General features: G+C 73.4%; 24 protein-coding genes. 7 read left to right on the top strand and 17 right to left on the bottom strand.

Going from position 1 to position 24060, the window contains the following annotated elements:
- Window positions 1-26: 26 nt before the first annotated feature.
- The 3 genes from ACIRBY_RS34685 to ACIRBY_RS34675 form a co-directional block, all read right to left on the bottom strand.
- The gene (locus ACIRBY_RS34685; protein ID WP_403908266.1) at window positions 27-890 is read right to left on the bottom strand and encodes a MetQ/NlpA family ABC transporter substrate-binding protein; all 864 of its coding nucleotides are present in this window, start codon (window positions 888-890) and stop codon (window positions 27-29) included.
- Between the two features lie 116 nt (window positions 891-1006).
- Window positions 1007-1675 carry a methionine ABC transporter permease gene (locus ACIRBY_RS34680; RefSeq protein WP_403908265.1) on the bottom strand — a complete coding sequence of 223 codons (669 nt, stop codon included), beginning with the start codon at window positions 1673-1675 and terminating at the stop codon, window positions 1007-1009.
- Window positions 1672-2727: a methionine ABC transporter ATP-binding protein gene (locus ACIRBY_RS34675; protein WP_403908263.1), complete on the bottom strand. Its 1056-nt coding sequence runs from the start codon at window positions 2725-2727 to the stop codon at window positions 1672-1674. The genes ACIRBY_RS34680 and ACIRBY_RS34675 overlap by 4 nt, the downstream gene beginning before the upstream one ends.
- Window positions 2728-3299: 572 nt before the next feature.
- Between ACIRBY_RS34675 and ACIRBY_RS34670 the strand changes: the two genes are divergently transcribed.
- The gene (locus tag ACIRBY_RS34670) at window positions 3300-3668 is read left to right on the top strand and encodes a hypothetical protein (protein ID WP_366454322.1); all 369 of its coding nucleotides are present in this window, start codon (window positions 3300-3302) and stop codon (window positions 3666-3668) included.
- Window positions 3661-4098, top strand: a complete 438-nt coding sequence (locus tag ACIRBY_RS34665; protein ID WP_403908260.1) for a hypothetical protein — start codon at window positions 3661-3663, stop codon at window positions 4096-4098. Before ACIRBY_RS34670 ends, ACIRBY_RS34665 begins: the two co-directional genes overlap by 8 nt.
- A 30-nt stretch (window positions 4099-4128) precedes the next feature.
- Here ACIRBY_RS34665 and ACIRBY_RS34660 read toward each other — a convergent pair whose 3' ends face one another.
- The 3 genes from ACIRBY_RS34660 to ACIRBY_RS34650 all read right to left on the bottom strand — a co-directional run bounded on the left by ACIRBY_RS34660 (window position 4129) and on the right by ACIRBY_RS34650 (window position 6436).
- The gene (locus ACIRBY_RS34660) at window positions 4129-4635 is read right to left on the bottom strand and encodes a GNAT family N-acetyltransferase (RefSeq protein ID WP_366454324.1); all 507 of its coding nucleotides are present in this window, start codon (window positions 4633-4635) and stop codon (window positions 4129-4131) included.
- Between the two features lie 36 nt (window positions 4636-4671).
- Window positions 4672-5202, bottom strand: a complete 531-nt coding sequence (locus ACIRBY_RS34655; RefSeq protein ID WP_403908258.1) for a sigma-70 family RNA polymerase sigma factor — start codon at window positions 5200-5202, stop codon at window positions 4672-4674.
- A 73-nt stretch (window positions 5203-5275) separates the two neighbouring features.
- Complete coding sequence (locus tag ACIRBY_RS34650) at window positions 5276-6436, bottom strand: glycerophosphodiester phosphodiesterase (RefSeq protein WP_403908256.1); 1161 nt, start codon at window positions 6434-6436, stop codon at window positions 5276-5278.
- A gap of 289 nt (window positions 6437-6725) precedes the next feature.
- On the opposite strand from ACIRBY_RS34650, the gene ACIRBY_RS34645 reads away from it, so the two are divergent.
- Complete coding sequence (locus tag ACIRBY_RS34645) at window positions 6726-7355, top strand: lysophospholipid acyltransferase family protein (protein ID WP_390689250.1); 630 nt, start codon at window positions 6726-6728, stop codon at window positions 7353-7355.
- Window positions 7356-7364: 9 nt separating this feature from the next.
- Here ACIRBY_RS34645 and ACIRBY_RS34640 read toward each other — a convergent pair whose 3' ends face one another.
- The 3 genes from ACIRBY_RS34640 to ACIRBY_RS34630 all read right to left on the bottom strand — a co-directional run bounded on the left by ACIRBY_RS34640 (window position 7365) and on the right by ACIRBY_RS34630 (window position 11020).
- Window positions 7365-8858: a membrane-associated oxidoreductase gene (locus ACIRBY_RS34640; protein ID WP_403908254.1), complete on the bottom strand. Its 1494-nt coding sequence runs from the start codon at window positions 8856-8858 to the stop codon at window positions 7365-7367.
- Window positions 8859-8927: 69 nt separating this feature from the next.
- Window positions 8928-10472 carry an MFS transporter gene (locus ACIRBY_RS34635; protein WP_403908252.1) on the bottom strand — a complete coding sequence of 515 codons (1545 nt, stop codon included), beginning with the start codon at window positions 10470-10472 and terminating at the stop codon, window positions 8928-8930.
- Window positions 10472-11020, bottom strand: a complete 549-nt coding sequence (locus tag ACIRBY_RS34630) for a helix-turn-helix domain-containing protein (RefSeq protein WP_366454330.1) — start codon at window positions 11018-11020, stop codon at window positions 10472-10474. The genes ACIRBY_RS34635 and ACIRBY_RS34630 overlap by 1 nt, the downstream gene beginning before the upstream one ends.
- 90 nt (window positions 11021-11110) lie before the next feature.
- On the opposite strand from ACIRBY_RS34630, the gene ACIRBY_RS34625 reads away from it, so the two are divergent.
- Window positions 11111-11623, top strand: a complete 513-nt coding sequence (locus ACIRBY_RS34625; protein WP_403908250.1) for a hypothetical protein — start codon at window positions 11111-11113, stop codon at window positions 11621-11623.
- A gap of 77 nt (window positions 11624-11700) precedes the next feature.
- Here ACIRBY_RS34625 and argH read toward each other — a convergent pair whose 3' ends face one another.
- Complete coding sequence (gene argH, locus ACIRBY_RS34620) at window positions 11701-13128, bottom strand: argininosuccinate lyase (RefSeq protein WP_403908248.1); 1428 nt, start codon at window positions 13126-13128, stop codon at window positions 11701-11703.
- A gap of 261 nt (window positions 13129-13389) precedes the next feature.
- Here argH and ACIRBY_RS34615 point away from each other — a divergent pair, with 261 nt between their 5' ends.
- Both ACIRBY_RS34615 and ACIRBY_RS34610 read left to right on the top strand, forming a co-directional pair.
- Window positions 13390-14907: a HEAT repeat domain-containing protein gene (locus tag ACIRBY_RS34615; RefSeq protein ID WP_403908246.1), complete on the top strand. Its 1518-nt coding sequence runs from the start codon at window positions 13390-13392 to the stop codon at window positions 14905-14907.
- Between the two features lie 85 nt (window positions 14908-14992).
- A complete protein-coding gene (locus ACIRBY_RS34610; protein WP_403908284.1) occupies window positions 14993-15679 on the top strand; it encodes a L,D-transpeptidase in 687 nt (228 codons plus the stop codon).
- A 20-nt stretch (window positions 15680-15699) separates the two neighbouring features.
- On the opposite strand, the gene ACIRBY_RS34605 is transcribed toward ACIRBY_RS34610, so the two are convergent.
- From ACIRBY_RS34605 to ACIRBY_RS34575, 7 genes are all read right to left on the bottom strand, one after another.
- Entirely contained in the window at window positions 15700-16239 is a 540-nt protein-coding gene (locus ACIRBY_RS34605; RefSeq protein WP_079425174.1) for an arginine repressor, read from the bottom strand.
- Between the two features lie 7 nt (window positions 16240-16246).
- The gene (locus tag ACIRBY_RS34600) at window positions 16247-17437 is read right to left on the bottom strand and encodes an acetylornithine transaminase (RefSeq protein WP_403908244.1); all 1191 of its coding nucleotides are present in this window, start codon (window positions 17435-17437) and stop codon (window positions 16247-16249) included.
- A complete protein-coding gene (gene argB, locus ACIRBY_RS34595; protein WP_403908242.1) occupies window positions 17434-18369 on the bottom strand; it encodes an acetylglutamate kinase in 936 nt (311 codons plus the stop codon). The genes ACIRBY_RS34600 and argB overlap by 4 nt, the downstream gene beginning before the upstream one ends.
- Window positions 18366-19538 carry a bifunctional glutamate N-acetyltransferase/amino-acid acetyltransferase ArgJ gene (gene argJ / locus ACIRBY_RS34590; RefSeq protein ID WP_403908240.1) on the bottom strand — a complete coding sequence of 391 codons (1173 nt, stop codon included), beginning with the start codon at window positions 19536-19538 and terminating at the stop codon, window positions 18366-18368. Before argJ ends, argB begins: the two co-directional genes overlap by 4 nt.
- Window positions 19535-20563 (bottom strand): N-acetyl-gamma-glutamyl-phosphate reductase, encoded by a 1029-nt coding sequence (gene argC / locus ACIRBY_RS34585; protein ID WP_403908238.1) that lies wholly within the window; start codon window positions 20561-20563, stop codon window positions 19535-19537. Before argC ends, argJ begins: the two co-directional genes overlap by 4 nt.
- Before the next feature lie 275 nt (window positions 20564-20838).
- On the bottom strand, window positions 20839-21603 hold the full coding sequence (locus tag ACIRBY_RS34580) for an N-acetyltransferase (protein ID WP_403908236.1): 765 nt from the start codon (window positions 21601-21603) through the stop codon (window positions 20839-20841).
- Window positions 21604-21676: 73 nt separating this feature from the next.
- Window positions 21677-23107, bottom strand: coding sequence for a PLP-dependent aminotransferase family protein (locus tag ACIRBY_RS34575; protein ID WP_403908234.1), 1431 nt, complete (start codon window positions 23105-23107; stop codon window positions 21677-21679).
- Here ACIRBY_RS34575 and ACIRBY_RS34570 point away from each other — a divergent pair.
- Complete coding sequence (locus ACIRBY_RS34570) at window positions 23106-24035, top strand: DMT family transporter (protein ID WP_403908232.1); 930 nt, start codon at window positions 23106-23108, stop codon at window positions 24033-24035. The two genes, ACIRBY_RS34575 and ACIRBY_RS34570, sit on opposite strands and share 2 nt — an antisense overlap.
- The last annotated feature ends 25 nt before the right edge of the window (window positions 24036-24060 follow it).

The raw sequence follows: 24060 nt of genomic DNA, 5'->3' as shown, positions 1-24060 counted from the left end.
CATAGGGGGAACTCTCCGCGGGTTCCCTAGCGGGCCGGGGTGCCGAAGGCCGGGACGACCGATCCCTGGTACTTCTCCTCGATGAACTTCTTGACCTCGTCGGAGTTCAGGAGCTTGGCGAGCTTCTGGATGCGCGCGTCGTTCTGCCTGCCGTCCTTGACCGCCAGGAAGTTGGCGTACGGGTTGCCCTCGGCCTTCTCCAGGACCAGGGCGTCCTTGGCGGGCGAGAGGTTGGCCTCGAGGGCGTAGTTGCCGTTGATGACGGCGGCGTCGACGTCGTTCAGGGCGCGCGGGACGGTGGCGGCCTCCAGCTCCTTGAACTCCAGGCCCTTCTTGTCGGTGATGTCGGAGAGCTTGGCGCTGGTCCCGACGCCTTCCTTGAGGGTGATCAGGTTGTTCGCGGCGAGCAGCTGGAGGGCGCGGCCCTCGTTGGTGGTGTCGTTGGGGACGGCGACGGTCTGGCCGGCCTTGATGTCGGTGAGGGCCTTGACCTTCTTGGAGTAGAGGCCGAGGGGCTCCAGGTGCACGTTGACGACGGGCACGATGTGGGTGCCGTTCTTCTTGTTGAAGTCGTCGAGGTACGGCTTGTGCTGGAAGTAGTTGCCGTCGACCTGGCCCTGCTCGGTGGCGGTGTTGGGCAGGACGTAGTCCGTGAACTCCTTCACCTCCAGCTTGAGGCCCTCCTTGGCCGCGAGCTTGTCCTTGACGAAGTTCAGGATGTCGGCGTGCGGGCTCGGGGAGGCCGCGATGACGAGGGGCTTGCTCTCGTCGGCCTTGCCGCCGTCGGCGCTGGTGGAGGACGGGTCCGAGGAGCTGCCGCAGGCGGTGAGGCCGAGGGCGAGCGCGGCGGAGGCGGCGGCGAAGGCGGTGAGCTTGATGTTCTTACGCACGAAGAGTGCCTTTCTTGCGGGTGCGGGTCCGGGGTGCGGACCCGCTGGTGGTGGCCCAGGCACGACAAGTGCGGGCTTTCTCCGGTGGGGAGTCTTGGGGGTGGCCCGGGAGGGGCTCAGGCGGTCCGGCCGCGGCAGGCGAGGACGCGCACCACGCCGTCGCCGATCAGCTGGATCACGGTGACGAGGGCGATCAGGACCACGACCGTGGCGACCATGAATCCGGTCTCGAAGCGCTGGAAGCCGTAGGTGATGGCCTTGGAGCCGAGTCCTTCGCCGCCGACGGCGCCGGCCATGGCCGAGTAGCCGACCAGGGTGATGACGGTGGTGGTGACGGCGGCGACCAGGGAGGGCAGGGCCTGCGGGAGCAGGACCTTGCCGACGAGGGTGGGGATGCCGCCGCCCATGGACTCGACGGCTTCGATCAGGCCGTGGTCGACCTCGCGGACGGCGGTCTCGACGAGCCGGGCGAAGAAGGGGATGGCGCCGATGGCGAGCGGGACGATCATGGCGGTGGGGCCGATGAAGGTGCCGACGACGGCGGTGGTGACCGGGATCAGGGCGATCAGCAGGATGATGAACGGCAGCGAGCGGCCTATGTTCACGATCACGCCGAGGGCCTTGTTGAGCGGCTGGTTCCGCAGGAGGCCGCCCTTGTCGGTGAGGACGAGGAGGATGCCGAGGGGCAGTCCGCCGAGAACGGTCACCACGGTGGACCACAGGACCATGTAGAGGGTGTCGTAGGTGCCCTGGGTGAGCAGGGGCTGCATCTCGGACCAGGTCACTTGGCACCATCCTTGACCAGTTCGGCCAGTTCGTTGTCGATCTCGTCCGTCCCGTCCACGACGTCGACCTGGAGGCCCTGCTCGCGCAGGAAGCCGACGGGTACGACGTTGTCCTCGTAGCGGCCGGGCAGTTCGATGCGCATGCGGCCGATCTGGCGGCCGGCGACGGTGTCCATCGCGGCGCCGAGGATCGAGATGTCGATGTTGTACGTGCGGGCCAGCTGGGAGACGACCGGCTGGGTGGCGGCCTCCCCGTGGAAGGTGACGTCGACGACCGTGCGTTCCGGGCCGGTGGCGGTGCCGCTGACCGGGAAGAGTTCGGCGGCGAGCTCGGAGCCGGGGGTGGCGAGGAGCTCGGCGACGGTGCCGGACTCGATGATGCGGCCCTTCTTCATGAGGGCGGCGGAGTCGCAGATGCTCTTGACGACGTCCATCTCGTGCGTGATGAGCAGGACGGTGAGGCCGAGCTGCCGGTTGAGGTCGCGCAGGAGCTGGAGGATGGAGCGGGTGGTCTCGGGGTCGAGGGCGCTGGTGGCCTCGTCGGAGAGGAGCACCTTGGGGTCGCCGGCCAGGGCGCGGGCGATGCCGACGCGCTGCTTCTGGCCGCCGGAGAGCTGGGTGGGGTAGGCCTTGGCCTTGTCGGCGAGGCCGACGAGGTCGAGGAGTTCCAGGGCCTTGCGGGAGCGCTCGCGGCGGTCGACGCCGAGGATCTCCAGGGGGAGCTCGATGTTGGCCTGCACGGTCCGCGAGGACAGCAGGTTGAAGTGCTGGAAGACCATGCCGATGCGGCTGCGGGCCTCGCGGAGCTCCTTGCCGGCGCGCCGGCCGCGGCCGGCGAGGGCGGTGAGCTCGACGCCGTCGACGCTCACGGTGCCGGTGGTGGGGCGTTCCAGCAGGTTCACGCAGCGGATGAGGGAGGACTTGCCGGCGCCGCTCTGGCCGATGACTCCGTAGACCTCGCCCTCGCGGACGTGGAGGTCGACGCCGTCCAGGGCGGTGACCTCGCGGCCACGGGACTGGTAGACCTTCGTGAGGCCCGATGTGGTGATCACAGGAATTCCGTCGCTGTCGAGTGCACGGCGTGCGGGACCGTGCACGGGGCAAACATCTGGGGACGCGATACGGGTCGAACCGTCACAAGGGAAGCGTGTCGACACGTGCGCGGGGCTGGAGTGGTCCGGACCGGAGGTCAGCGGTGACCTGGACGGCGGAGCGGCTCGCCTCGTCTCGCTTCGGGGCGCGAGACCGCGGGGGAAGGGGCCCTCAGAAGGCGCACATTCGACACATACAACGAGCACCGGGCGTCATCGTCGCCTCGGTCGCAAGGGTGCGGCTGCTCGTCGTGGTCATGGGCCCAGTAAAGCAGACATGCCGACTCACCGATCAACATTGTCCGCATAGCGGACGGATTCCGGTCGCATTCCGGACGGGAGCGGTCTTCCCCGACACCCCGCCCCGAGGGGTGCGGGAGCGCTCCCGGCCAGGCGCGACACGGGCGGGCGGGGTCCCGGCGGCGCCCGCGCGCGGGGCCGGCCGGGGGTGCCCGCTGTGGCCAAGGCCACGGCCGGGGCCCCGGCGGCGCCCCGTGCGCGGGCGCCCTCCGGGCCCGTAATACCCTCGCTGCATGCTCGACGCCCTGACGGCCGCCCTCGGCGTGGCCGCCCTCGCCCTCGCCGCCTGGTGCGGCCACGCCGTCTGGCGGGACCAGCCGACCAAGGACTGGCACTTCATCGGCATGGCCGTGGTGACCCTGCTGGCCCTGGCCCAGCTGGTGGTCGGCGTGGTCCAGCTGGGCCGGGGCGAGAAGCCCGAACAGGGCGCGGTGCTCTTCGTGGCCTACCTGGTGGGCGCCTTCGCGGCGGTCCCGGCCGCCGGGCTGCTCTCGCTGACCGAGCGCACCAAGTGGGGTTCGGTGACGGTGGCCGCGGGCGCGGTCGTCCTCGCCGTGCTCGAGGTGCGCCTCTACGACATCTGGGGATCCGCCGGTGCCTGACACTACGACCGAGACCGAGACCGGCGCCGGGAACGCGGCCGGCGGGCGCAAGCGGCTGGTGTCCGGGCCGGGGCTGCTGCTGGTGTGGCTCTACGGGGTCATGGTGGTGGGCGCGGTCTCGCGCTCGGCGTACCAGATCTCCAGTGAGTTCGACCGGGCGCCGCTGGCCTACTCGCTGTCGGCGGCGGCCGCCCTGGTCTACGCCTTCATCACGTACTCGCTCGTGCGCGGCGGCGACCGGGCCCGGCGGGCGGCACTGGTGTGCTGCGGCGCCGAGCTCGCGGGCGTACTGGCCGTCGGGACCTGGACGCTGATCCGGCCCGAGGCCTTCCCCGACGCGACGGTGTGGTCGGACTTCGGGATGGGCTACCTGTTCATCCCGGTGATCCTGCCGGTCACCGGGATGCTGTGGCTGCGCGCGAAGCGCTAGGCCCCGCGCGCCGGGTCGGGGCGCCTGGGATCAGGCGCTGACGGTGTAGTCGGCGGGGACCTCGGCGTCCTTCTCCAGGATCACCAGGTGCACGCCGTCGGAGGCGGTGCGGTTGCCGACCTTCGCGTAGCCGGCCTTGCGGTAGAGCCGCAGGTTCGACTCGCTCTTGTGGCCGGTGTGCAGCCGGAAGCGGGTGGTGCCGGCGTGGCCGGCGAGGGCCTCCTCGACCGCGCGCAGCAGCCGGGCGCCGAGGCCGTGGCCCTGGAGGCGGGGGTGTACGCACAGCTTGGCGATGCTGGCCGTGCCGTCCTCGCCGAGGCTGCCGCGCACCGTGCCGACGACCTCGTCGCCGAGCCGGGCCACCAGGACGGTGTCCTTGGCGAGCTCTTCCTTCAGGGAGTCCAGGGACTGGGTGAGCGGCTGGATGAGCCAGTTGCCGTACAGCTCGGCCTCCCTCTGGAACGCCAGGTACTGCAGCTTGAAGATCTGCTCGGCGTCTTCGGCGGCCGCCGCCGAAATGGTCACGCTCATGCCCATGTGCGCATGCCTCCCGCTCACCGGTAGCTCTCTGGTCTACCGCTCCTTTCCCCACGGGCCAGGAGCCGCAACCTCTCCGGCGAGCATTCTGCGCAGACATCCCAGGCAACGGGAACGTACCGGCCCTAAACTTCCTTGTGAGATACCCAACTCTCCTGCGATTTCACGGTAGGTGAGGTCCCTGGGCGAGAGAAGTGCGGCCACCAGCTCGGGGCAGCGTCCGGGCAATCGGGCGACCGCCGATCGGAGGGCGCGGTTCTGCTCCCCGTGCAGCAGGGCGCGTTCGGGTTCGTCGGCCGTGTCCGCGCGGGCGGCCCCGCACGGGATCTCGCGCCGCGCCCGCCTGCGGGCGAGCCGGGCCTCGGCCCGCACCGCCCGGCGCAGCCAGCGGGCCCGGCCGCCGGGGTCGGGGCCGGGGCCGGGCGGGCCCTGCTCCAGCAGCCTGACCCAGACGGCCTGTTCCAGGTCGGCGGCGTCCAGCCCGGCGGCGGGGGCCTCGGCGGCCGCTTCGGCGGAGAGCAGCGGGCGCAGCTCCTCGATCAGTTCCGGTTCACGTCGCAGGTCCATGCCGGGCGGGACGCGGCGGCCGGGCCGGGCGGTTTCCCCGCCGGGCCCGGCCCACCCGTACGGGGACGGGGGTCTAGCGGTTGACGCCGCGTCCGGGGCGGAAGGCCTCGGCGGCGAGGAGTCCGGTGTCGGGGTTGTCGGTGAAGACGGCGTCGATGCCGAGCTCGAAGTAGCGCTTGAAGGCGCCGAAGGCGTCCCCGTAGGCGGTGGGGTCGGTGCCCTTGCGGTACTCGGCCGGCAGGAAGCTGTTCTCGTTGCGGGCCGTGTACGGGTGCAGGACGAGGCCCCGGGCGTGGGCGTCGCGCACCAGGGTGGTCGGGGTGCCGAGCCTGCCCTCCGCGTCGCGCGGGACGATGAGGTCCAGGGTGGGGCCGATGCCCTGGGCGAAGCCGGCGATCCACTTCAGGCCCTCGGGCTTGACCAGGTCGGCGACGGTGCGGGGGTCCTTGGCCGTCTCGAAGTCCCAGGGCCGGGTGTTCGCGGCGGAGAGCAGCACCACGCGCGGGGCGGACACCAGGCGGGAGAGCCGCTGGATGCTGGAGGGCTCGAAGGACTGGAGGAAGACGGCGGCGTCCCGGCCGTCGCGGCCGTAGCGGCGCAGCAGGGCGGCCAGCGGCTCCTCCAGGCCGAGGCCGAGGCCCCGGAAGTAGGTGGGGTGCTTGGTCTCGACGTGCAGCCAGACCCGCCGGCCGCGCCGCTTGCCCTCGCGGTCGGCCCAGCGCAGCACCTCTTCGAAGGTGGGGACGGGCCAGCGGCCGTCGTAGAGGGTGTTGCGCTGCCGGATGGCCGGAATGCGCTCCTTGGCGCGCAGGGTGCGCAGCTCGGCGAGGGTGAAGTCCTCGGTGAACCAGCCGGTGACGGAGACCCCGTCGACGGTCTTGGTGGTGCGCCGGCCGGTGAACTCGGGGTGGTCGGCGACGTCGGTGGTGCCGCCGATCTCGTTCTCGTGGCGGCAGACGAGGTGGCCGTCCTTGGTGGGCACGAGGTCCTGCTCGATGACGTCGGCGCCGAGGTCGAGGGCGAGCTGGTAGGAGCCGAGGGTGTGTTCGGGCCGGTAGCCGCTGGAGCCGCGGTGGCCGATGATCAGGGGGACGGGGAGGTCCCGGTAGCCGCCCTCGCCGTGCCGGGCCTCGGCGGCGGAGGCGGTTCCGGCGGAGAGGGTCCCGATCCCGGTTCCGGCCGCGAGGACCGCGGCTCCCAGGACGGTGCGCCGGGCTGTCCCACCTTGCGTCATCAGTGCCACTCCTTGTTCGGATTCGGTTGGAAATCGCTCGGCTTCTTTTGGAAATCGGCGAGCCGATGGTAGGCAAGGGGGATGGCGGGTGGGTGGGGTCGCGCGGAACATGGCGGAAACACACGTCAACACCGCGTATCCACCTCGTGAACCCGATGTGCGATCAGGGGTGACCCGCGAGTATCGTCCTCACCTGCACTACCGCCGTGTGGTGCGAAAACCGCTTTTCGATGCCGGAGGGCTCACGTTGTTCCGTACCGCGCTCATCAAAGCCACTGTCGGATCGGCCATGCGCCTGATGTTCCGCACCAGGGTGGAGGGGCTGGAGAACATTCCGGGCACCGGCCCGGTGATCCTGGCGGGCAATCACCTGACCTTCATCGACTCGATGATCCTGCCGCTGGTGTGCGACCGCACGGTCCACTTCATCGGCAAGGACGAGTACGTGACGGGCAAGGGCGTCAAGGGCCGGCTGATGGCGTGGTTCTTCACCGGCGCCGGCATGATCCCGGTGGACCGGGACGGCGCGAACGGCGGCGTCGCCGCGCTGATGACGGGCCGCCGGATCCTGGAGGAGGGCAAGATCTTCGGGATCTACCCCGAGGGCACCCGCTCCCCCGACGGCCGGCTCTACCGCGGCCGGACCGGCATCGCCCGCCTCACCCTGATGACGGGCGCCCCCGTGGTCCCGTTCGCGATGATCGGCACGGACAAGCTCCAGCCCGGCGGCAAGGGCATGCCCCGCCCGGGCCGGGTCACCATCCGCTTCGGCGAGGCGATGGAGTTCTCCCGCTACGAGGGCATGGACCGCGACCGGTACGTGCTGCGCGCGGTCACCGACTCGGTGATGGCCGAGGTCATGCGGCTGTCGGGCCAGGAGTACGTCGACATGTACGCGACCAAGGCGAAGGCGGCCTGAGCCCCCTGCCTACTGTCGCTGGAGTGACCGGCTGACGCCCGCCGCCGTGGTGGTGGCGAGGATCCAGCCGGTCACGACCAGCAGGTACGACAGCCACTGGTACCAGCCGCCCGGCGCGAAGGCCTCCTCCTGGCCGAAGCCGATGATCGGCAGCAGCAGGTCGATGGTGTAGAAGAGCGGGTTGAAGTCGGGGGCCTCCCCCGGCTTCAGCGGCCTGGGGTGGTGCAGCCCGTACGCGATCCAGCCGGTCAGGACGAGCAGCAGGAGCCAGCCCGCCGCGCGCAGCGGCCGGAAGCCGTAGCCGACGGTGGCGTCCTGGAGCAGCCCCCACAGGCGGGCGTGCCGGGGCAGCGTGTGCCGGTGCCGGCGGAGCTTGGCGAGCTGGACGCTGCGAGCGGCCGCCTCGTCACCGACGGTGCGGTAGGCGGCGGCGAGCTGCTCGTAGGCGTGCGGGAGGTAGCCGGACTCCTCGCGTTCCAGCAGCGGCAGCCGCTGCTCGGCGGGCAGGAGCGGGTGCAGCACCCGGTAGCCGAGCCCCTCGGTGCGGACCACCGGCGGCCAGGTGTCCGGTTCGGCGTAGAGCATGTCCAGCTGGCTGCGGCGCAGGTTGACGATGCCGTCGATGGGCGGGCACTTGCGCAGCCACAGCTCCCCTATGGCGCAGCTGCTGGCGCGCAGGGCCACCCCGCCGGGGTTGGCCAGCCGGGCGCGGGTGAGCATCAGCTGGCCGGGGACGCGGGCGCCGGTGAGGTTGACCATCCCCTCGGCCTCCAGCCGGTGGCCGCGCAGGTCGGTTCCGACGGAGACCGTCTCGGCGTGCAGGGCGATCCCCCCGGGGGCGAGGAGCCTGGCCCGGTCGAGGCTGATCTGTCCGGCGATCGTGGCGCCGTTGACGCGGAGCTGGCCGTGGACGGTGAGCCCGTCGGCGACGACGTCGGCCCCTATCTCGGAGTGGTTGAGCTGGAGCGGGGGCTCGTCGTGTTCTTCGGCGTCGGCGTCGGGCTCCGCGCGGGCGGCGGGCCGGATCACCGCGTCCTGGAGGAAGAGGCCTCCCGCGATCCGGGCTCCGGCGAGGCGGACGGGCCCGGAGACGCGGCAGCCGCTCAGCCGGAGGGCGAGGTCGACGCTGACGGTGGAGGCGGTGAGTCCGGGCAGCGCCGACTGCGAGAGGCTGACGGCGCGCAGCCGGGCGCCGTACAGCTGGGGTTTGCGCTCGAACCAGCAGCCGCGCAGCCGGATCGCGTGCTCGACGGCGGCGTACTTGAGGTTGAGCTTGCCGGTGACGCGGGCGCCCTTGACGTTGAGCTCGGCGACCTGCCCGGCCGCGGCGGGGCGGCCGAGCAGGAGGGCGGCGAGCACGTCGGCGCGGACGGTCCGCTCCTCCCCCCAGCCGTGTCCGTCGGAGGCGTCCTCCCCGGGGCCCTCGCGGAAGTCGACGCCTTCGCCGCGCGGGAAGGCGTCCCATACGCGGCGTTCGGCGGGGGTCAGGTCGGTGATCTCCATCGCCGGGATGGTGTCCCGGGTGCCGACGGACTGTCAACTCCGCGCGGGGCAGCGCTCCCTGGCGCCGGGTCAGTGCTCGGCGCCGTCCTGGAGCTCCTGGCCCTTCAGCAGGAACCAGGCCGCCGCGGCGGTGGCGAGGAGGACGGCCGCGCCGACGCCGGAGGCGAGCCGCAGCCCGTCCACGAAGGCCTCCTGGGCCGCGCCGACCATGGTGTGGGCGGTCTGCGGGTCCAGGGCCTTGGCGGCTTCGACGGCCCCGCCGAGGGACTCGTGGGCCGCGTCGGCCACCGCGGCGGGGACCGTCTGCGGGGCGGTGAAGCTCTGGTAGACGCCCGTGACGATGGAGCCGAGCAGGGCGATGCCGAGGGCGGCACCCAGTTCGTAGGCGGTCTCCGAGACGGCCGAGGCCGAGCCGGCCTGCTCCTTGGGCACGCTGGAGAGGATCACGTCGGCGGTGACCGTGAAGGAGAAGCCCGCGCCGAGGCCGACGCCGAGCAGGGCCGCGCCGAGCAGCGGGTAGCCGCTGTCCGGGTGGATCAGGGTGAGGGCGGCCAGGGCCACGCCGATGGCGGCCAGACCGCCGGACACGATGACCCGCACCGAGTACCGGCGGGCGTACCGGCCGGCGACGAGGCCGGTGAAGACGGCGCCGATGGCGGCGGGCAGTTCGGCCAGGCCGGCCTCCAGGGGGTCGCGGCCCTGGACCAGCTGGAGGAACTGGGACAGGAAGAAGACCAGCCCGGAGAGGCCGAAGACGGTCAGCAGGTCGGCGAGGACGGCGCCGGAGAACCCGCGGTGCTTGAAGAGCCGCATGTCGAGCAGCGGCGAGGCCAGGGTGAACTGGCGGCGCACGAAGCCGTACAGGCAGCCGGCGCCGAGGACGGCGGCGGCTCCGACGCCCCAGGTCGGGCCGTGGGTGGCGACTTCCTTGACCGCGTAGACCACGCCGATGACGCCGACCAGGGAGAGGGCCACGCTGAACAGGTCCCAGGGGCCGGCGACGGGGTTGCGGGACTCGGGCAGCAGCTTGATGCCGACGAGGACCAGGACGGCCATCACGGGCAGGTTGATGAGGAAGACCGAGCCCCACCAGAAGTGCTGGAGCAGGGCCCCGCCGACGACCGGTCCGACGGCCGCGCCGGCGGAGGCGGTGGCGCCCCAGATGCCGATGGCGAGGCTGCGCTCCCTGGGGTCGTGGAAGATGTTGCGGATGAGCGCGAGGGTGGACGGCATCAGGGTCGCGCCGGCTACGCCGAGCAGGGCCCGGGCCACGATCATCATCTCGGGGCTGGTGGCGTAGGCGTTCAGGACGGAGACGGCGCCGAAGGCGGTGGCGCCGAGCAGCAGGAGCTTCTTGCGGCCGATGCGGTCGCCGAGGGAGCCCATGGAGACGAGCAGGCCGGCGATGACGAAGGAGTAGATGTCGCCGATCCACAGCAGCTGGGTGCCGGACGGCTTGAGGTCCTCGCTGAGGGAGGGCGTGGCGAGGCCGAGTACGGTGGCGTCGACCGCGACCAGCAGCACGGCCAGGACGAGCACGGAGAGCGCCAGCCAGCGTCCGCGGCTCTTCCCCTCCGCTCCCGTCCGGCGGTCCAGCTGTTCGGTTCCGGTCATCACTCCACGCTCCGTCGTGCGCCACCGAGCAGCAGCTCGATGATCATGTATTGGAAGTCCTTGGCCGCGACCCGGCCGTCCATGACGGCCCAGGCGCAGGTGCCGATGAGGCCGTAGAGGGCCTCGGTGAGCCAGGCCGGGCTCAGGTCGATCCGGATGTCGCCCTCCTGCTGGCCGCGCCGGAAGAGCGCGCCGACGCGCGCGTCGAGGCGGGCCCAGCCCTCGTTGACCTGGTCGCCCTCGAACAGCTGGTTCTCGGTGACGAGGAAGGCCAGCAGCTGGGCGTCGGTCTCGGTTTCGGCGACGAGGCGGCGCAGGGCCTCCACGGCCGTGCCCTCGTCGAGGCGGGCCCGGTCGAAGGCGATCTCGAACCGGCGGATGCCGAAGTCCTCGAGGGCCCGCACGAGGGCGTCGCGCCCGGCGAAGTGCCGGTGGAGGGTCGCCCGGCCGATTCCGGCGGCGCGGGCCACCTCGTCCATCGTCGCGGTCGACTTGCGGGAGAGCAGGGCCGCCGCGTCGCGCAGCACCTGGTCACGATCCATGGCCATGAGACAACCATACCTCAAATGAGACGCCAATGTCTCACTCGGAGGAAAAACAGGCTGCCGGAGGGGCGGCCGGGAAGGAAGGGTGCGCACATGAAGCCACTGCTGCTGATCGATGTCGACGGGCCCCTGAACCCGTACGCGGCCCAGCCCGAGCGCCGCCCGGAGGGCTACACCACCCACCGGATGCGGCCCACGGGCTTCACGGACGGCAAGCCGCTGCGGGTCTGGCTCCACCACGGCCACGGGGCCGAGCTGCTCGCCCTGTCGGACGCGTACGAGCTCGTCTGGGCCACCACCTGGAAGGACGAGGCCAACGACTGGATAGGGCCGCCCCTGGGCCTGCCCCGGCTGCCGTACATCGACTGGCCGGTGATGCACGGCCGGGCGCCGCGCGGCACCTTCTGGAAGACGCAGTACGTCCTGGAGTACGCGGGCGCGCGCCCCTTCGCCTGGATCGACGACGACATCACCGCCCTGGACCGCGAGTACGTCGCGCAGCACCACCCGGCGCACGCGCTGCTCATGCGCGTGGACGAGCGGATCGGTCTGGCCCGGGCGGACTTCGACGCCCTGGCGGACTGGGCCGAGGGGTTGATCGGCTGACCCCGGGCCGCCCCCGGAAGCGCCGCAGGGGCGGTACGCGCCCGAGCGGGTGCGCACCGCCCCTGCGGGCGGGTCGGCTACTGCTTGTGGATCGCCCAGGCGTGCTGGATGACCAGGTCCGCCTTGAGCTCGGTGAGCTGGACGGCCACCGCCGAGGGGGCGGTGCCGCCGCGGCCGTTGCGGGAGGCCAGGGCCCCGGGGACGTTGAGGACGGTGCGGACCTCGGGGGTCAGGTGCTCCGAGATCTTCGCGAACTGGGCGTCGGTGAGCTCGTCGAGCTCGATGCCCTCGGCCTCGCAGACCTTGACGCACTCGCCGGCGACCTCGTGCGCCACCCGGAAGGGCACGCCCTGCTTGACCAGCCACTCGGCGATGTCGGTCGCGAGGGAGAAGCCCGCCGGGGCCAGCTCCTCCATGCGCTCGCGGTTGACCGTGAGGGTGGCCATCATCCCGGTGAAGGCCGGCAGCAGGACCTCCAGGGTGTCGCAGGAGTCGAAGACGGGCTCCTTGTCCTCCTGGAGGTCCCGGTTGTAGGCCAGCGGCAGCGCCTTGAGCGTGGCCAGCAGGCCCGTCAGGTTCCCGATGAGGCGGCCCGACTTGCCGCGCGCCAGCTCCGCGATGTCCGGGTTCTTCTTCTGCGGCATGATCGAGGAGCCGGTGGAGAAGGCGTCGTGGAGGGTGACGAAGGAGAACTCCTTCGTGTTCCACAGGATGATCTCCTCGGCGATCCGGGACAGGTTGATCCCGATCATCGCGGCGACGAAGGCGAACTCGGCGACGAAGTCGCGCGAGGCCGTGCCGTCGATCGAGTTGCCGACCGAGCCTCGCTCGAAGCCCAGGTCGGCGGCGACCGCCTCCGGGTCCAGGCCGAGCGAGGAGCCGGCCAGGGCGCCCGAGCCGTACGGGGAGACGGCCGTGCGGGTGTCCCACTGCCGCAGCCGCTCGGCGTCCCGGGACAGGGACTGCACGTGGGCCAACACGTGGTGGGCGAAGAGGACCGGCTGCGCGTGCTGGAGGTGGGTCCGGCCCGGCATCGCCACGTCCGGGTGCGACTCGGCCAGGCCGACCAGCGCGTCCTGGAGGTCGGCGATCAGGCCGCCGATGGTCCGCGCGTGGTCGCGCAGGTACATCCGGAAGAGGGTGGCCACCTGGTCGTTGCGCGAGCGTCCGGCCCGCAGCTTGCCGCCGAGGTCGGGGCCGAGCCGCTCCAGCAGGCCCCGCTCCAGCGCGGTGTGGACGTCCTCGTCGGCGACGGTCCCGACGAAGGAGCCGTCGGCCACGTCGGCCTCCAGCCGGTCGAGGCCCTCCACCATGCGGTCGAGCTCCTCGGGCGTGAGCAGGCCCGCCTTGGCCAGCACGCGGGCATGGGCGCGCGAGCCGGCGATGTCGTAGGGCGCCAGGCGCCAGTCGAAGTGGACCGACGCGGACAGCTTCGCGAGGGCCTCCGAAGGGCCGTCGGCGAACCGGCCGCCCCAGAGCCGGACGTCACCGTTGTTGCTGCTCACAGCTACTGCTCCTCATGAGGGTGGAAGTGGACGGCCTCCCCGCCGCGGAGGTCGCGGGGAGGCCGTCCCGGTACAGCGTCAAACGATTCAGGCGGGGTCGCGAAGCGCGGCGGTCCACGACACGAGCAGGCATAACTATGCATTGCTCCGTATGTTTCGTCAATCGCGTGACCCGTCCACTGCGCTGACCAGGCCGTATATCGCAGGCGGGGCCCCGAGCGGCCGCCTACCATCGGGGGCGGATCCAGCCGGGGAGGGCATATGTGGAGTGCGGCCGAACACGCGGCCCGGGGGCGGAGCGCGGCCGGGGGGCTGATGCGGGGGGACACCGTCCCGGTGGCCGGCCGGCTCCTCGGGAACGGGCCGGAGGCCTGGATCGCCTTCGACGCGGAGATGCGCCGCCTCCAGCGCTTCCCGGGGGCGCCCGTCACCCGGCTGGAGGCGCGGCTGTGCCACCCCGACGGGCGGATCCGCGCGGCCGCGCTGGCCGCGTGGCGCAACCCGCCGGCCCAGCTCGTCCTGATCCGGTGCGCCGACCGGGTCCCCCAGGTACGGGAGCGCGCCCGCAGGGTGCTGGGCCGGGTGGTGGCCCACCACCCCGTCCGCACCCGGGACCGGGCCCTCAGGGCGCTGAACCGGCCGGTGGCCGACGATCCCTCCCTCGTGCTGACCGCACTCACCCCGCTCGCCCTGCGACTGGGCGGACGCGCGCACGGCGCCTGGGCGGTGGAGCAGTTGGAGGCCGCCCTCGCCGGCCGGTACTCCCTGCTCGCCGCGTGGTGGCGCCCCGGGCTGCCCTCGACGACCTGGAGCCGGAACTCGCTGACCGTCCGGCAGCGCGACGACATGCTGGAGCGCCTGGCGGGGAGCGCCGACCGGCCTACCCGCCGCTTCGCCGCCCGGGTGGCCCTCGCCGGGGGGCGGTACGGCGCGGGAGAGCTCGCCCGGCGGGCCGCCGCCGAGCGCGATACGGCGACCGGCCGGATGTGGACCGACGCCGCGCTGGCGGCGCTGGCCGCCGGCGGGCCGGACGAGGGGGCCGTCGACGCCCTCCTCGGCTCGCGCCTCCCGGCGGTGCGGGCCGCCGGGGTCACCGCCCTGCGCCGGGCCGGTCGGGCGGCGGAGGCCGACCGGTACCTCGCCGACCCGGCGGGGTCCGTACGCGCCTGCGCCCGCTGGCTGCTGCGCCAGGGCGGCGGCGACCCGTACGAGCACTACCTCGCGCTGCTCACGGGCCCCGGGCGGGTCGGCCGGTACGCGGTGACCGGCTTCGCCGAGGTGGCCGGGCCGCAGGACACCCCGCTGCTGCGCGGCCTGCTGGAGCACCCCGAGGGCCCGGTCCGGGGCGCCGCCCTGGCGGCGCTGCGCCGGCGGGGCGCCCGCGTCGAGACCCCGGTGCTGCTGGCCCTGCTGGAGGACCCGTCGGCGTCGACGGCCCGCGAGGCCGCGCTGCACCTGCTCCCGGCGGCCGAGCGGCTGGACCCCGCGGTACTGGCCGCCCTGACCGGGCCGCAGTGGCGCCCGCACACCCGCCGGGCCGCCTTCCGGCTGCTGCACGGCCGGGGCGGGAGCGCCGAACTGCGGGCGTCGGTGGCCCTGCTGACGGACCCCGACCCCGGAACGCGCCGACGTGCGCGGGAGCGGGTGGCCGCATGGAACTGGCTGTCCACCCTGGACGAGGGCGAGGCGCAGCGCGCGGAGCTGGGCGGGCTGCTGGCGCGGGCCGCGGAGCAGCTGGGCTCCCACGAGCTGCGGCTGTACCGCTCCCCCTGGGCCTGACGGTGCGGGCGGGCTCGTCGGATCGGGTGACCACGGCCCGGCCGCCCCGCTCCCGTCCCGGCCGGCCCGTACCGTCTGACGCGTGCTGCGCAACGCTCTGATCGCCGGCTCGCTGCTCCTCGCGGGGCCGTGGCCGTACGGGCCCGGTCCGCTGCCCGCCCGCCTCGCCGACACCGGCGGCGGCAGTCAGCTGATCACCGCCGTCGCGCCCGCGCCGGGCTCCACCACGGGTCTGCTGACCTGGTGGGACCGGCGGGCGGGCCGCTGGTACGAGGCCGGGCGCGCGCCCGCGCGGTTCGGCGCCAACGGCCTGACCGGGGGGACCGCCCGGGTCCAGGGCACGAACACCACCCCGACCGGCCTGTACGACCTTCCGTACGCCTTCGGCACCGCGCACGCGCCGGCCGGGACGGAGTACGCCTACCGGCGGGTGACGGACCGTTCGTGGTGGTGCCAGGACAACGCCTCCGGCAGCTACAACCGCTGGACGGAGCCGCTGCCCGCCGACTGCGCGCCGGGCGAGTCCGAGCACCTGGCGGCGTACGGGACCCAGTACGCGCACGCCCTGGTCATCGGCTTCAACTACGAGCACCCGGTGCGCGGCCGGGGCGCGGGCATCTTCCTGCACGTGGACGGCAGGGGCGCGACGGCGGGCTGCGTCTCCGTGCCGCGGGGGGCGATGCGCGAGCTGCTGCGCTGGGCGAACCCGCGCCGCTCCCCGCACATCGCCATCGGCACGCAGGACGGCCCGCTGGCCGTGACCCGGTACTAGGGACCGGGCCCGACGGCGTGCTAGCCCTCCTTCTGCGCCAGGCGCAGCATGTGGTCGGCCAGGGCCTGGCCGCCCGAGGGGTCGCGGCTGATGAGCATCAGGGTGTCGTCGCCGGCGATGGTGCCGAGGACCGCGTGCAGTTCGGCCTGGTCGATGGCCGAGGCGAGGAACTGCGCGGCTCCCGGCGGGGTGCGCAGGACCACGAGGTTCGCGGAGGCCTCGGCCGAGATCAGCAGTTCGCCGGAGAGGCGCCGCATGCGCTCCTCCTTGGCCGATTCGCCGAGGGGGGCCTGCGGGGTGCGGAAGCCGCCCTCGCTGGGGACCGCGTAGATCAGCTCGCCGCCGGTGTTGCGGATCTTCACCGCGCCCAGCTCGTCGAGGTCGCGGGAGAGCGTCGCCTGGGTGACGCTCAGCCCGTCGTCGGCGAGCAGTTTGGCCAGCTGGCTCTGGGAGCGGACCGGCTGCCGGTTGAGGATGTCCACGATCCGGCGGTGGCGGGCGGTGCGGGTCTGCGGAACGGAGGGGCCGCCGTTCTGCTCGTGTTCCTGCGCCTGGCTCATCGTCGTCTCATTCTCCGGATCGTCCCGCTTCGTCGAGGATGCCGGGAAGTGCCCGGACGAACGCGTCGACCTCGGCCTCGGTGATGACGAACGGGGGCATCAGCCGTACGACGTCGGGGGCGGGCGCGTTGACCAGGAATCCGGCCTGCTGAGCCGCCTGCTGCACCTGCGGTGCAAGGGGCTCCGTCAGCACGATACCCAGCAACAGGCCCGAGCCGCGGACGTGGGAGACCAGCCGGTGACCGGAGGATTCGATTCCGGAGCGCAGCCGCTCGCCCCGGGCCTTGACCCGGTCGAGCAGTCCGTCGGTGGCGATGGTGTCGATCACCGCGAGGCCGGCGGCGCAGGCGACCGGGTTCCCGCCGAAGGTGGTGCCGTGCTGGCCCGGCCGCAGCAGCCCGGCCGTCGGGCCGAAGGCGGCGACGGCGCCGATGGGCAGGCCGCCGCCGAGGCCCTTGGCGAGGGTGACCAGGTCGGGCTCGACGCCCTCGTGCTGCTGGTACTCGAACCAGGTGCCGCAGCGGCCGATGCCGGTCTGGACCTCGTCGAGGGCGAGCAGGGTCCCGGTGGCCCGGGTGATCTCGCGGGCGGCCGTCAGGTAGCCGGCGGGCGGGACGACGACGCCGTTCTCGCCCTGGATCGGCTCGATGAGGACGAGGGCGGTCTCCTCGGTGACGGCGGCCCGCAGGGCCTCGACGTCGCCGTAGGGGACGTGGGTGACCTCGCCGGGCAGCGGGAGGAACGGGGCCTGCTTCTTCGGCTGGCCGGTGAGCGCGAGGGCGCCCATGGTCCGGCCGTGGAAGCCGCCGTCGGTGGCGACCATGCGGGTCCGGCCGGTGAGCCGACCGATCTTGAAGACGGCCTCGACCGCCTCTGTGCCGGAGTTGCAGAAGAAGACCCGGCCCTCGCGGCCGAACAGCTGGAGCAGCCGCTCGCCGAGGGCGATGACCGGCTCGGAGGAGAAGAGGTTGGAGACGTGGCCGAGGGTCTTCACCTGCGTGGTGACGGCCTCGACGATCGCCGGGTGGGCGTGGCCGAGGGCGTTGACCGCGATGCCGCCGACGTAGTCGGTGTACTGCCTGCCGTCGGCGTCCCAGACCTGGGCCCCCTCGCCGCGCACGAGGGCCACGGCCGGGGTGCCGTAGTTGTCGGTGAGCGCGCCCTTCCAGCGGGCGGCGTACTCCTCGTTGTGCGTCACTGCGCTCCCCCTTGCCGTGTGTCGGGCTCTTGCGTCGCGGGCTGTGGATCGGGCACGACCATGGTGCCGATGCCCTGGTCGGTGAAGATCTCCAGCAGGATCGAGTGCTGGACGCGTCCGTCGAGGACGCGGGCCGTGGGGACCCCGCCCCGCACGGCGTGCAGGCAGCCCTCCATCTTGGGCACCATGCCGCTGGACAGCTCGGGCAGCAGCTTCTCCAGCTCGCCGACCGTGAGCCGGCTGATGACCTCGTCGCTGTGCGGCCAGTCCGCGTAGAGGCCCTCGACGTCGGTGAGGACCATCAGCGTCTCGGCGCCGAGCGCGGCGGCCAGGGCGGCGGCCGCGGTGTCGGCGTTGATGTTGTAGACGTGGCCGTCGTCGGCGCTGCGGGCGATGGAGGAGATGACCGGGATCCGGCCGTCCGCGAGGAGCGCCTCGATCGCGCCGGTGTCGATGGAGGTGATCTCCCCGACCCGGCCGATGTCGACGAGCTCGCCCTCGATCTCCGGCTTGTGCTGGGTGGCGGTGATGGTGTGGGCGTCCTCGCCGGTCAGGCCGACGGCGAGCGGGCCGTGCTGGTTGAGCAGCCCGACCAGTTCGCGCTGGACCTGCCCGGCCAGCACCATGCGCACGATGTCCATCGCCTCGGGCGTGGTGACGCGCAGGCCCGCCTTGAACTCGCTGACCAGGCCTTCCTTGGCGAGCTGGGCCTTGATCTGCGGGCCTCCGCCGTGGACCACGACCGGCTTGAGGCCGGCCTGGCGCAGGAAGACCACGTCCTGGGCGAAGGCCGCCTTCAGCTCCTCGTCGACCATGGCGTTGCCGCCGAACTTGATGACGACGATCTTGCCGTTGTGGCGGGTGAGCCAGGGCAGGGCCTCGATGAGGATCTCCGCCTTGGGCAGCGCGGTGTGCTTCCTCGCGGCGCTCACGACGAGTACGCGCTGTTCTCGTGGACGTACTCGGCCGTCAGGTCGTTGGCCCAGATGACGGCCGACTCGGTGCCGCTCGACAGGTCGGCGGTGATGTGCACCTCGCGCTCCTTCATCGAGACCAGGTCGCGGTCCTCGCCGACCGAGCCGTTGCGGCAGACCCAGACGCCGTTGATGGCGACGTTGAGGCGGTCCGGGTCGAAGGCCGCCTTCGTGGTGCCGATGGCGGAGAGCACCCGGCCCCAGTTCGGGTCCTCGCCGTGGATGGCGCACTTGAGCAGGTTGTTGCGGGCGATGGACCGGCCGACCTCGACCGCGTCGTCCTCGCTGGCCGCGCCGACCACCTCGATGCGGATGTCCTTGCTGGCGCCCTCGGCGTCGCCGATGAGCTGGCGGGCCAGGTCGTCGCAGACGGTCCGGACGGCCGCGGCGAAGTCCTGGTACGCCGGGACCTGCCCGGAGGCGCCGGAGGCGAGCAGCAGCACCGTGTCGTTGGTGGACATGCAGCCGTCGGAGTCGACCCGGTCGAAGGTGGTGCGGGTGGCGTCGCGCAGCGCCTTGTCCAGGGTGGCGCCGTCGAGGTCGGCGTCGGTGGTGAGGACGACGAGCATGGTGGCCAGGCCCGGGGCGAGCATGCCCGCGCCCTTGGCCATGCCGCCGACGGTCCAGCCGTCCCGGGTGGCGGTGGCCGTCTTGTGCACGGTGTCGGTGGTCTTGATGGCGATGGCCGCGGCCTCGCCGCCGTCGGCGGAGAGGGCCGCCGCGGCCGTCTCGATGCCCGGCAGCAGCTTGTCCATGGGGAGCAGGACGCCGATCAGGCCGGTGGAGGCGACGGCGATCTCGCCGGCGTTGTGCTCGCCGCCGAGACCGTGCTCGTTGAGGGTGGCCGCGACCTTCTCGGCGGTGGCGTGGGTGTCCTGGAAGCCCTTGGGGCCGGTGCAGGCGTTGGCGCCGCCGGAGTTGAGGACGACGGCGCTGACGGCGCCGCCGCGCAGGACCTGCTCGGACCAGCGGACCGGCGCGGCCTTGACGCGGTTGGAGGTGAAGACGCCGGCGGCGGCCAGTCGCGGCCCGTTGTTGACCACGAGGGCCAGGTCGGGGTTGCCGTTCGCCTTGATCCCGGCGGCGATGCCCGCCGCCGTGAATCCCTGTGCTGCCGTGACGCTCACGGTGCGACTCCGATCGTGGAAAGTCCCGTCGCCTCGGGGAGGCCGAGGGCGATGTTCATGCTCTGCACCGCGCCGCCGGCGGTGCCCTTGGTCAGGTTGTCGATCGCGCTGATGGCGACGACCCTGCGGGCCGACTCGTCGTACGCGACCTGGAGGTGGACGGAGTTGGAGCCGTACACCGCCTTGGTGGTCGGCCACACGCCCTCGGGGAGCAGCCGGACGAAGGTCTCGTCCGCGTACGCCTTCTCGTAGGCGGCGCGCAGTGATTCCGCGGTGGTGCCGGGGCGGGCCTTGGCCGAGCAGGTGGCGAGGATGCCGCGCGGCATGGGCACGAGGTTCGGGGTGAAGGAGACGCAGACCCGCTCGCCCGCGAGCGGGGAGAGGTTCTGCACCATCTCGGGGGTGTGGCGGTGGACGCCGCCGACGCCGTAGGGGGTCACGGTGCCCATGGCCTCGGAGCCCAGCAGGTGCGGCTTGAGGGCCTTGCCCGCGCCGGAGGTGCCGGTGGCGGCGACGACCACGGCCTCGGGCTCGGCGAGCCGGGCCTGGTAGGCGGGGTAGAGCGCGAGCGAGACGGCGGTGGGGAAGCAGCCCGGCACGGCGATGCGCCGGGTGCCGGCGAGTGCCGCGCGGGCGCCCGGGAGCTCGGGGAGGCCGTAGGGCCAGGTCCCGGCGTGCGGGGCGCCGTAGAAGCGGTCCCAGTCTGCGGAGTCCTTGAGCCGGTGGTCGGCGCCCATGTCGACGACGAGCACCTCGTCGCCGAGCCGGGCCGCGACGGCGGCGGACTGCCCGTGCGGCAGAGCGAGGAAGACGACGTCGTGGCCGGCGAGGGCCTCGGCCGTGGTGGGCTCCAGGGTCCGGCCCGCGAGCGGCACCAGGTGCGGCTGCAGGGAGCCGAGGAGCTGGCCGGCGTTGGAGTGTCCGGTCAGCGCGCCGATCTCCACCTCGGGGTGGGACAGGAGCAGGCGCAGGACCTCGCCGCCCGCGTACCCGCTCGCTCCGGCCACCGCTACACGTACCACCATCGGACCCTCCTCCTCGATGGCATGACTATACGTAGCTATGCAGGTTTATGCAAAGGCCTTCCGGTGTCCGCCCCCTCCACACTCCCGCTCGTATTCGACCTGTTCAAGGGGGCGCCCGTCGCCGAAGTCGCGCGGTCCGCGCGCAGCCGTTCCGGCGTCACGGCCACCAGGGCGGCCGCGACGCCGGTGCCCCAGCCGTCGGGGCGGGCGTAGAAGCCGAGGATCTCGGCATTTCCCGCCAGGGCCGGCCGTGTCGGCGGGCCGGGTGGTGCGGATCAGGCCGCGGGCGCCGGCTCCAGGGGGTGGCGGACCCAGACGTTGGGCTCGACGTAGACGGCGTAGTCGTGCTCCGGCTCGCAGCGGACGAGGCTCAGCGCGCCCGGGACGCGGACCTGGCCGGCCTCGTCGAAGGGCAGGCCGGTCCACTCCCGCCACTGGGCGAGGGAGCCGGTGACGGTCATCGACAGCGGGGCCACGGAGTCGATGACGGCCCCCGCCCGCACGTGGACCCGCAGCCACGGGTCGCAGGGGAGGCCGTCCTCGCGGGTGCGGTACGCGTACTCGGACATCGGGGTCTCGGGCTCGGCGGGCTTGCCGTTGGGCCGGACCGGGGCCACGACCTCCGTGAAGCCGGCGGCCCGGGCGCCCTCGCGCATCACGGCCAGCATCCGCCCGGAGAGCCCCTGCCCCTGCCGGCCGGCGGCGACGGAGATCTCCAGGGCGCTGACCGTGTCCGGCCGGATCCCGCGCCGCCGGTCGGAGAAGGCCCACATCAGGACCCGGTCCCAGCCCTGGGCGGGCAGCACCCCGCCGCGGTCGGCGGCGTGCAGCGCGAAGGGCACGCTGAAGGCCCGGGCCACCACCTCGTCGCCGTCGGTGGCGATGAACACGTACTCCGGGAACTCCGCGACCAGGCGCGGGTAGAGCAGCCAGGCCACGGAGTCGTGCCGGGCGAACTCCGGCCAGGAGTCCTCCATGTCCCACAGCCGGCCGGCCAGTTCGGGGCGGCGGGCGAGGGAGGTGATCTCGATCTCGGTCATGGGGGGCAGGCTAGGCGGGCGCCTCCCCCGCCTCAACGGGGTTTGGGCCGCGCCCCGCGCGAAGACGGCCTGGTCACAGCCCGCCGCGCAGCCGCTGGACGGCCTCCACCAGCTCCCCCGGCCCCGAGACCCCGGCGAAGCTCATCCGGACGTACGCGGCGGGGGGCTCGGCGCAGAAGTAGGGGCGGCCGGGGGCGACCGCGACCCCGGCGCGCAGGGCCGCCGCCGCGAACTCCGCGTCGCTGCCGCCGCCCGCCGGGCGCACCCACAGCTGGTAGCCCCCGCGCGGCAGGTGCGGCACCTCCGCTCCGGGCAGCTCCCGCCGCAGGGCTCCCGCGAGCACGTCGCGCCGGTGGCGCAGCTCGGCGGCGACGGTCCGCAGGTGGCGGGGCCAGGCGGGGGCGCCGACCAGTTCGAGGGCGGCCTCCTGGAGCGGCCGGGGCACGAAGAAGCTGTCCACGACCTGGATGGCGCGCAGCCGGTCCAGGACCGGGCCGCGGGCGGCGAGCGCGCCGACGCGCAGGCTGGGCGAGGTGGCCTTCGTCAGGGAGCGGACGTGGACGACGATCCCGTCGGCGTCCTCGGCGGCCAGGGTCGCGGGCAGCGGGCCCGCGTCCTCGTGGGCGAGGTTGCGGGCGTAGTCGTCCTCGACCACGAAGGCGCCGGCGGCCCGGGCGATCCGCAGCACCTCGGGCCGCCGCTCGGCGCAGAGCACCGCCCCGGTGGGGTTCTGGAACAGCGGCTGGCACACGAAGACCCGCGCGCCCGTGGCTTCGAAGGCGGCGGCCAGCAGCTCCGGCCGGACCCCGTCGGCGTCCACGGGGACGGGCACCGGCCGGCAGCCCGAGGCGCGGGCGATGGCCAGCAGTCCGGGGTAGGTGGGCGACTCCACCAGCACGGGCGCGCCGGGCGGGGCGAGCGCCCGCAGGGCGGTGGTCAGGGCGCTCTGCCCGCCCGCGGTGACCATCACGTCGGCGGCGCGCAGCGCCCCCACCGCGCCCCCGATCTCCCGGGCGAACCAGTCGCGCAGCTCGGGCAGCCCCTCCATCGGCGGCCGCCCCCAGGCCCCGGGCCGGCGCCCGGCCCGGGCCAGGGCGGCGGCCATGGCCCGCTCGGGCTGGAGCGAGGGGTGCAGGTAGCCGCCGTTGAGCTCGATGACCCCCGGCGGCGGCTGGGCCAGCGAGACCAGCACCCCGGAGGCGTCGACCGAGCGCGGGACCACCTCCCCGGCGCCCTCGGCGCTCAGGGCCACCTCCTGCCAGGAGGTGTCCCCGGGTGCGGGGTCGGCCGTACGGGGGTGGGCGCGGTACACGCCGGCGCCGGGACGGGTGACCACGAGCCCCTCGGCCGCGAGCTGGGCGAGGGCCCGGGAGACGGTGACGGGGCTGACGCGGTAGCGCTCGACCAGGGCCCGACTGGACGGCAGCTTTCCACCCACCGGGTAGCGGTCGAGCTCGGACCGCAGGGATTCCGCCAGTTCCGCCACACTGCTACGCTCGTACATGACAGCACAGAATAGCGCTACTCGCCCGACCCCGATAGCAGTCCAGGTGGGGGGCCGCAGCGCGGTCCAAGCGGGGGGCCGCGGCGGTACCGGCCTCGCCCTCCTCGGGGTGGTCGCCTTCTCGCTGACCTTCCCCGCCACCGCCTGGGGCCTGGAGAGCTTCGGCCCGTGGTCGTTCGTGGCCCTGCGCAGCGTCCTGGCCGCCGTCATCGCGGGCGGCTTCCTGCTCGCCGGGCGGGTGCCGCTGCCGGCCCGCAAGCACTGGGCGGGGCTGGCCGTCGTCGCCGGCGGAGTGGTCGTGGGCTTCCCGCTGCTGACCACGCTCGCCCTGCGGACCTCCACCACCTCGCACGCCGCCGTCGTGGTGGGCCTGCTCCCGCTGACCACGGCCGCCCTGTCGGCCCTGCGCACCGGCACCCGGCCCCCGCGGGCCTTCTGGGCGGCGGCCGTCGCCGGGGCCCTGGTGGTCCTCGCCTTCACCCTCGCCCAGAGCGGCGGCGCCCCCACCGCCGGGGACGCCTACCTGTTCGGGGCGCTCCTGGTCTGCGCGGCCGGCTACACCGAGGGCGGCCGGCTGGCCCGGCTGATGCCGGGCTGGCAGGTGATCGGCTGGGCCCTGGTGCTGTGCCTGCCGCTCGCGCTGGCCGGCTCCGTGCTCGGGCTGGCGGCCGAGCCGGTGCACCCGACCTGGCACGGAGCGGCCGGCCTGCTGTGGGCGGCGGCCGGCTCGACCTTCCTCGGGCTCTACGTCTGGTACCGCGGCATGGCCGCGATCGGCGCCCCGCGCGCCAGCCAGCTCCAGCTCGCCCAGCCGCTGCTCACCCTGGTCTGGTCGGTGGCCCTGCTGGGCGAGCACCTGTCCCCGGCGACCCCGCTGGCCGCCGGGGCGGTCCTGGTCTGCATCACCGTGACCCAACGGGTCAAATAGCCCCGGATCGGCCTAAACTACTGGC

The sequence above is a fragment of the Streptomyces sp. NPDC096136 genome, assembly GCF_044763325.1.
In the GTDB taxonomy this organism is placed as follows: domain Bacteria; phylum Actinomycetota; class Actinomycetes; order Streptomycetales; family Streptomycetaceae; genus Streptomyces.
The sequence above is the reverse complement of the archived record's forward strand: the minus strand, read 5'-3'. Positions and strand labels throughout refer to the sequence as shown.

Coding starts and splice junctions, on each gene's coding strand:
- ACIRBY_RS34670 (WP_366454322.1), top strand. CDS start 3,300: ATGCTCGACGCCCTGACGGCCGCCCTCGGCGTGGCCGCCCTCGCCCTC.
- ACIRBY_RS34660 (WP_366454324.1), bottom strand. CDS start 4,635: ATGGGCATGAGCGTGACCATTTCGGCGGCGGCCGCCGAAGACGCCGAG.
- ACIRBY_RS34655 (WP_403908258.1), bottom strand. CDS start 5,202: ATGGACCTGCGACGTGAACCGGAACTGATCGAGGAGCTGCGCCCGCTG.
- ACIRBY_RS34650 (WP_403908256.1), bottom strand. CDS start 6,436: ATGACGCAAGGTGGGACAGCCCGGCGCACCGTCCTGGGAGCCGCGGTC.
- ACIRBY_RS34645 (WP_390689250.1), top strand. CDS start 6,726: ATGCGCCTGATGTTCCGCACCAGGGTGGAGGGGCTGGAGAACATTCCG.
- ACIRBY_RS34640 (WP_403908254.1), bottom strand. CDS start 8,858: ATGGAGATCACCGACCTGACCCCCGCCGAACGCCGCGTATGGGACGCC.
- ACIRBY_RS34635 (WP_403908252.1), bottom strand. CDS start 10,472: ATGACCGGAACCGAACAGCTGGACCGCCGGACGGGAGCGGAGGGGAAG.
- ACIRBY_RS34630 (WP_366454330.1), bottom strand. CDS start 11,020: ATGGCCATGGATCGTGACCAGGTGCTGCGCGACGCGGCGGCCCTGCTC.
- ACIRBY_RS34625 (WP_403908250.1), top strand. CDS start 11,111: ATGAAGCCACTGCTGCTGATCGATGTCGACGGGCCCCTGAACCCGTAC.
- ACIRBY_RS34615 (WP_403908246.1), top strand. CDS start 13,390: ATGTGGAGTGCGGCCGAACACGCGGCCCGGGGGCGGAGCGCGGCCGGG.
- ACIRBY_RS34605 (WP_079425174.1), bottom strand. CDS start 16,239: ATGAGCCAGGCGCAGGAACACGAGCAGAACGGCGGCCCCTCCGTTCCG.
- argC (WP_403908238.1), bottom strand. CDS start 20,563: ATGGTGGTACGTGTAGCGGTGGCCGGAGCGAGCGGGTACGCGGGCGGC.
- ACIRBY_RS34580 (WP_403908236.1), bottom strand. CDS start 21,603: ATGACCGAGATCGAGATCACCTCCCTCGCCCGCCGCCCCGAACTGGCC.
- ACIRBY_RS34570 (WP_403908232.1), top strand. CDS start 23,106: ATGACAGCACAGAATAGCGCTACTCGCCCGACCCCGATAGCAGTCCAG.
- ACIRBY_RS34575 (WP_403908234.1), bottom strand. CDS start 23,107: ATGTACGAGCGTAGCAGTGTGGCGGAACTGGCGGAATCCCTGCGGTCC.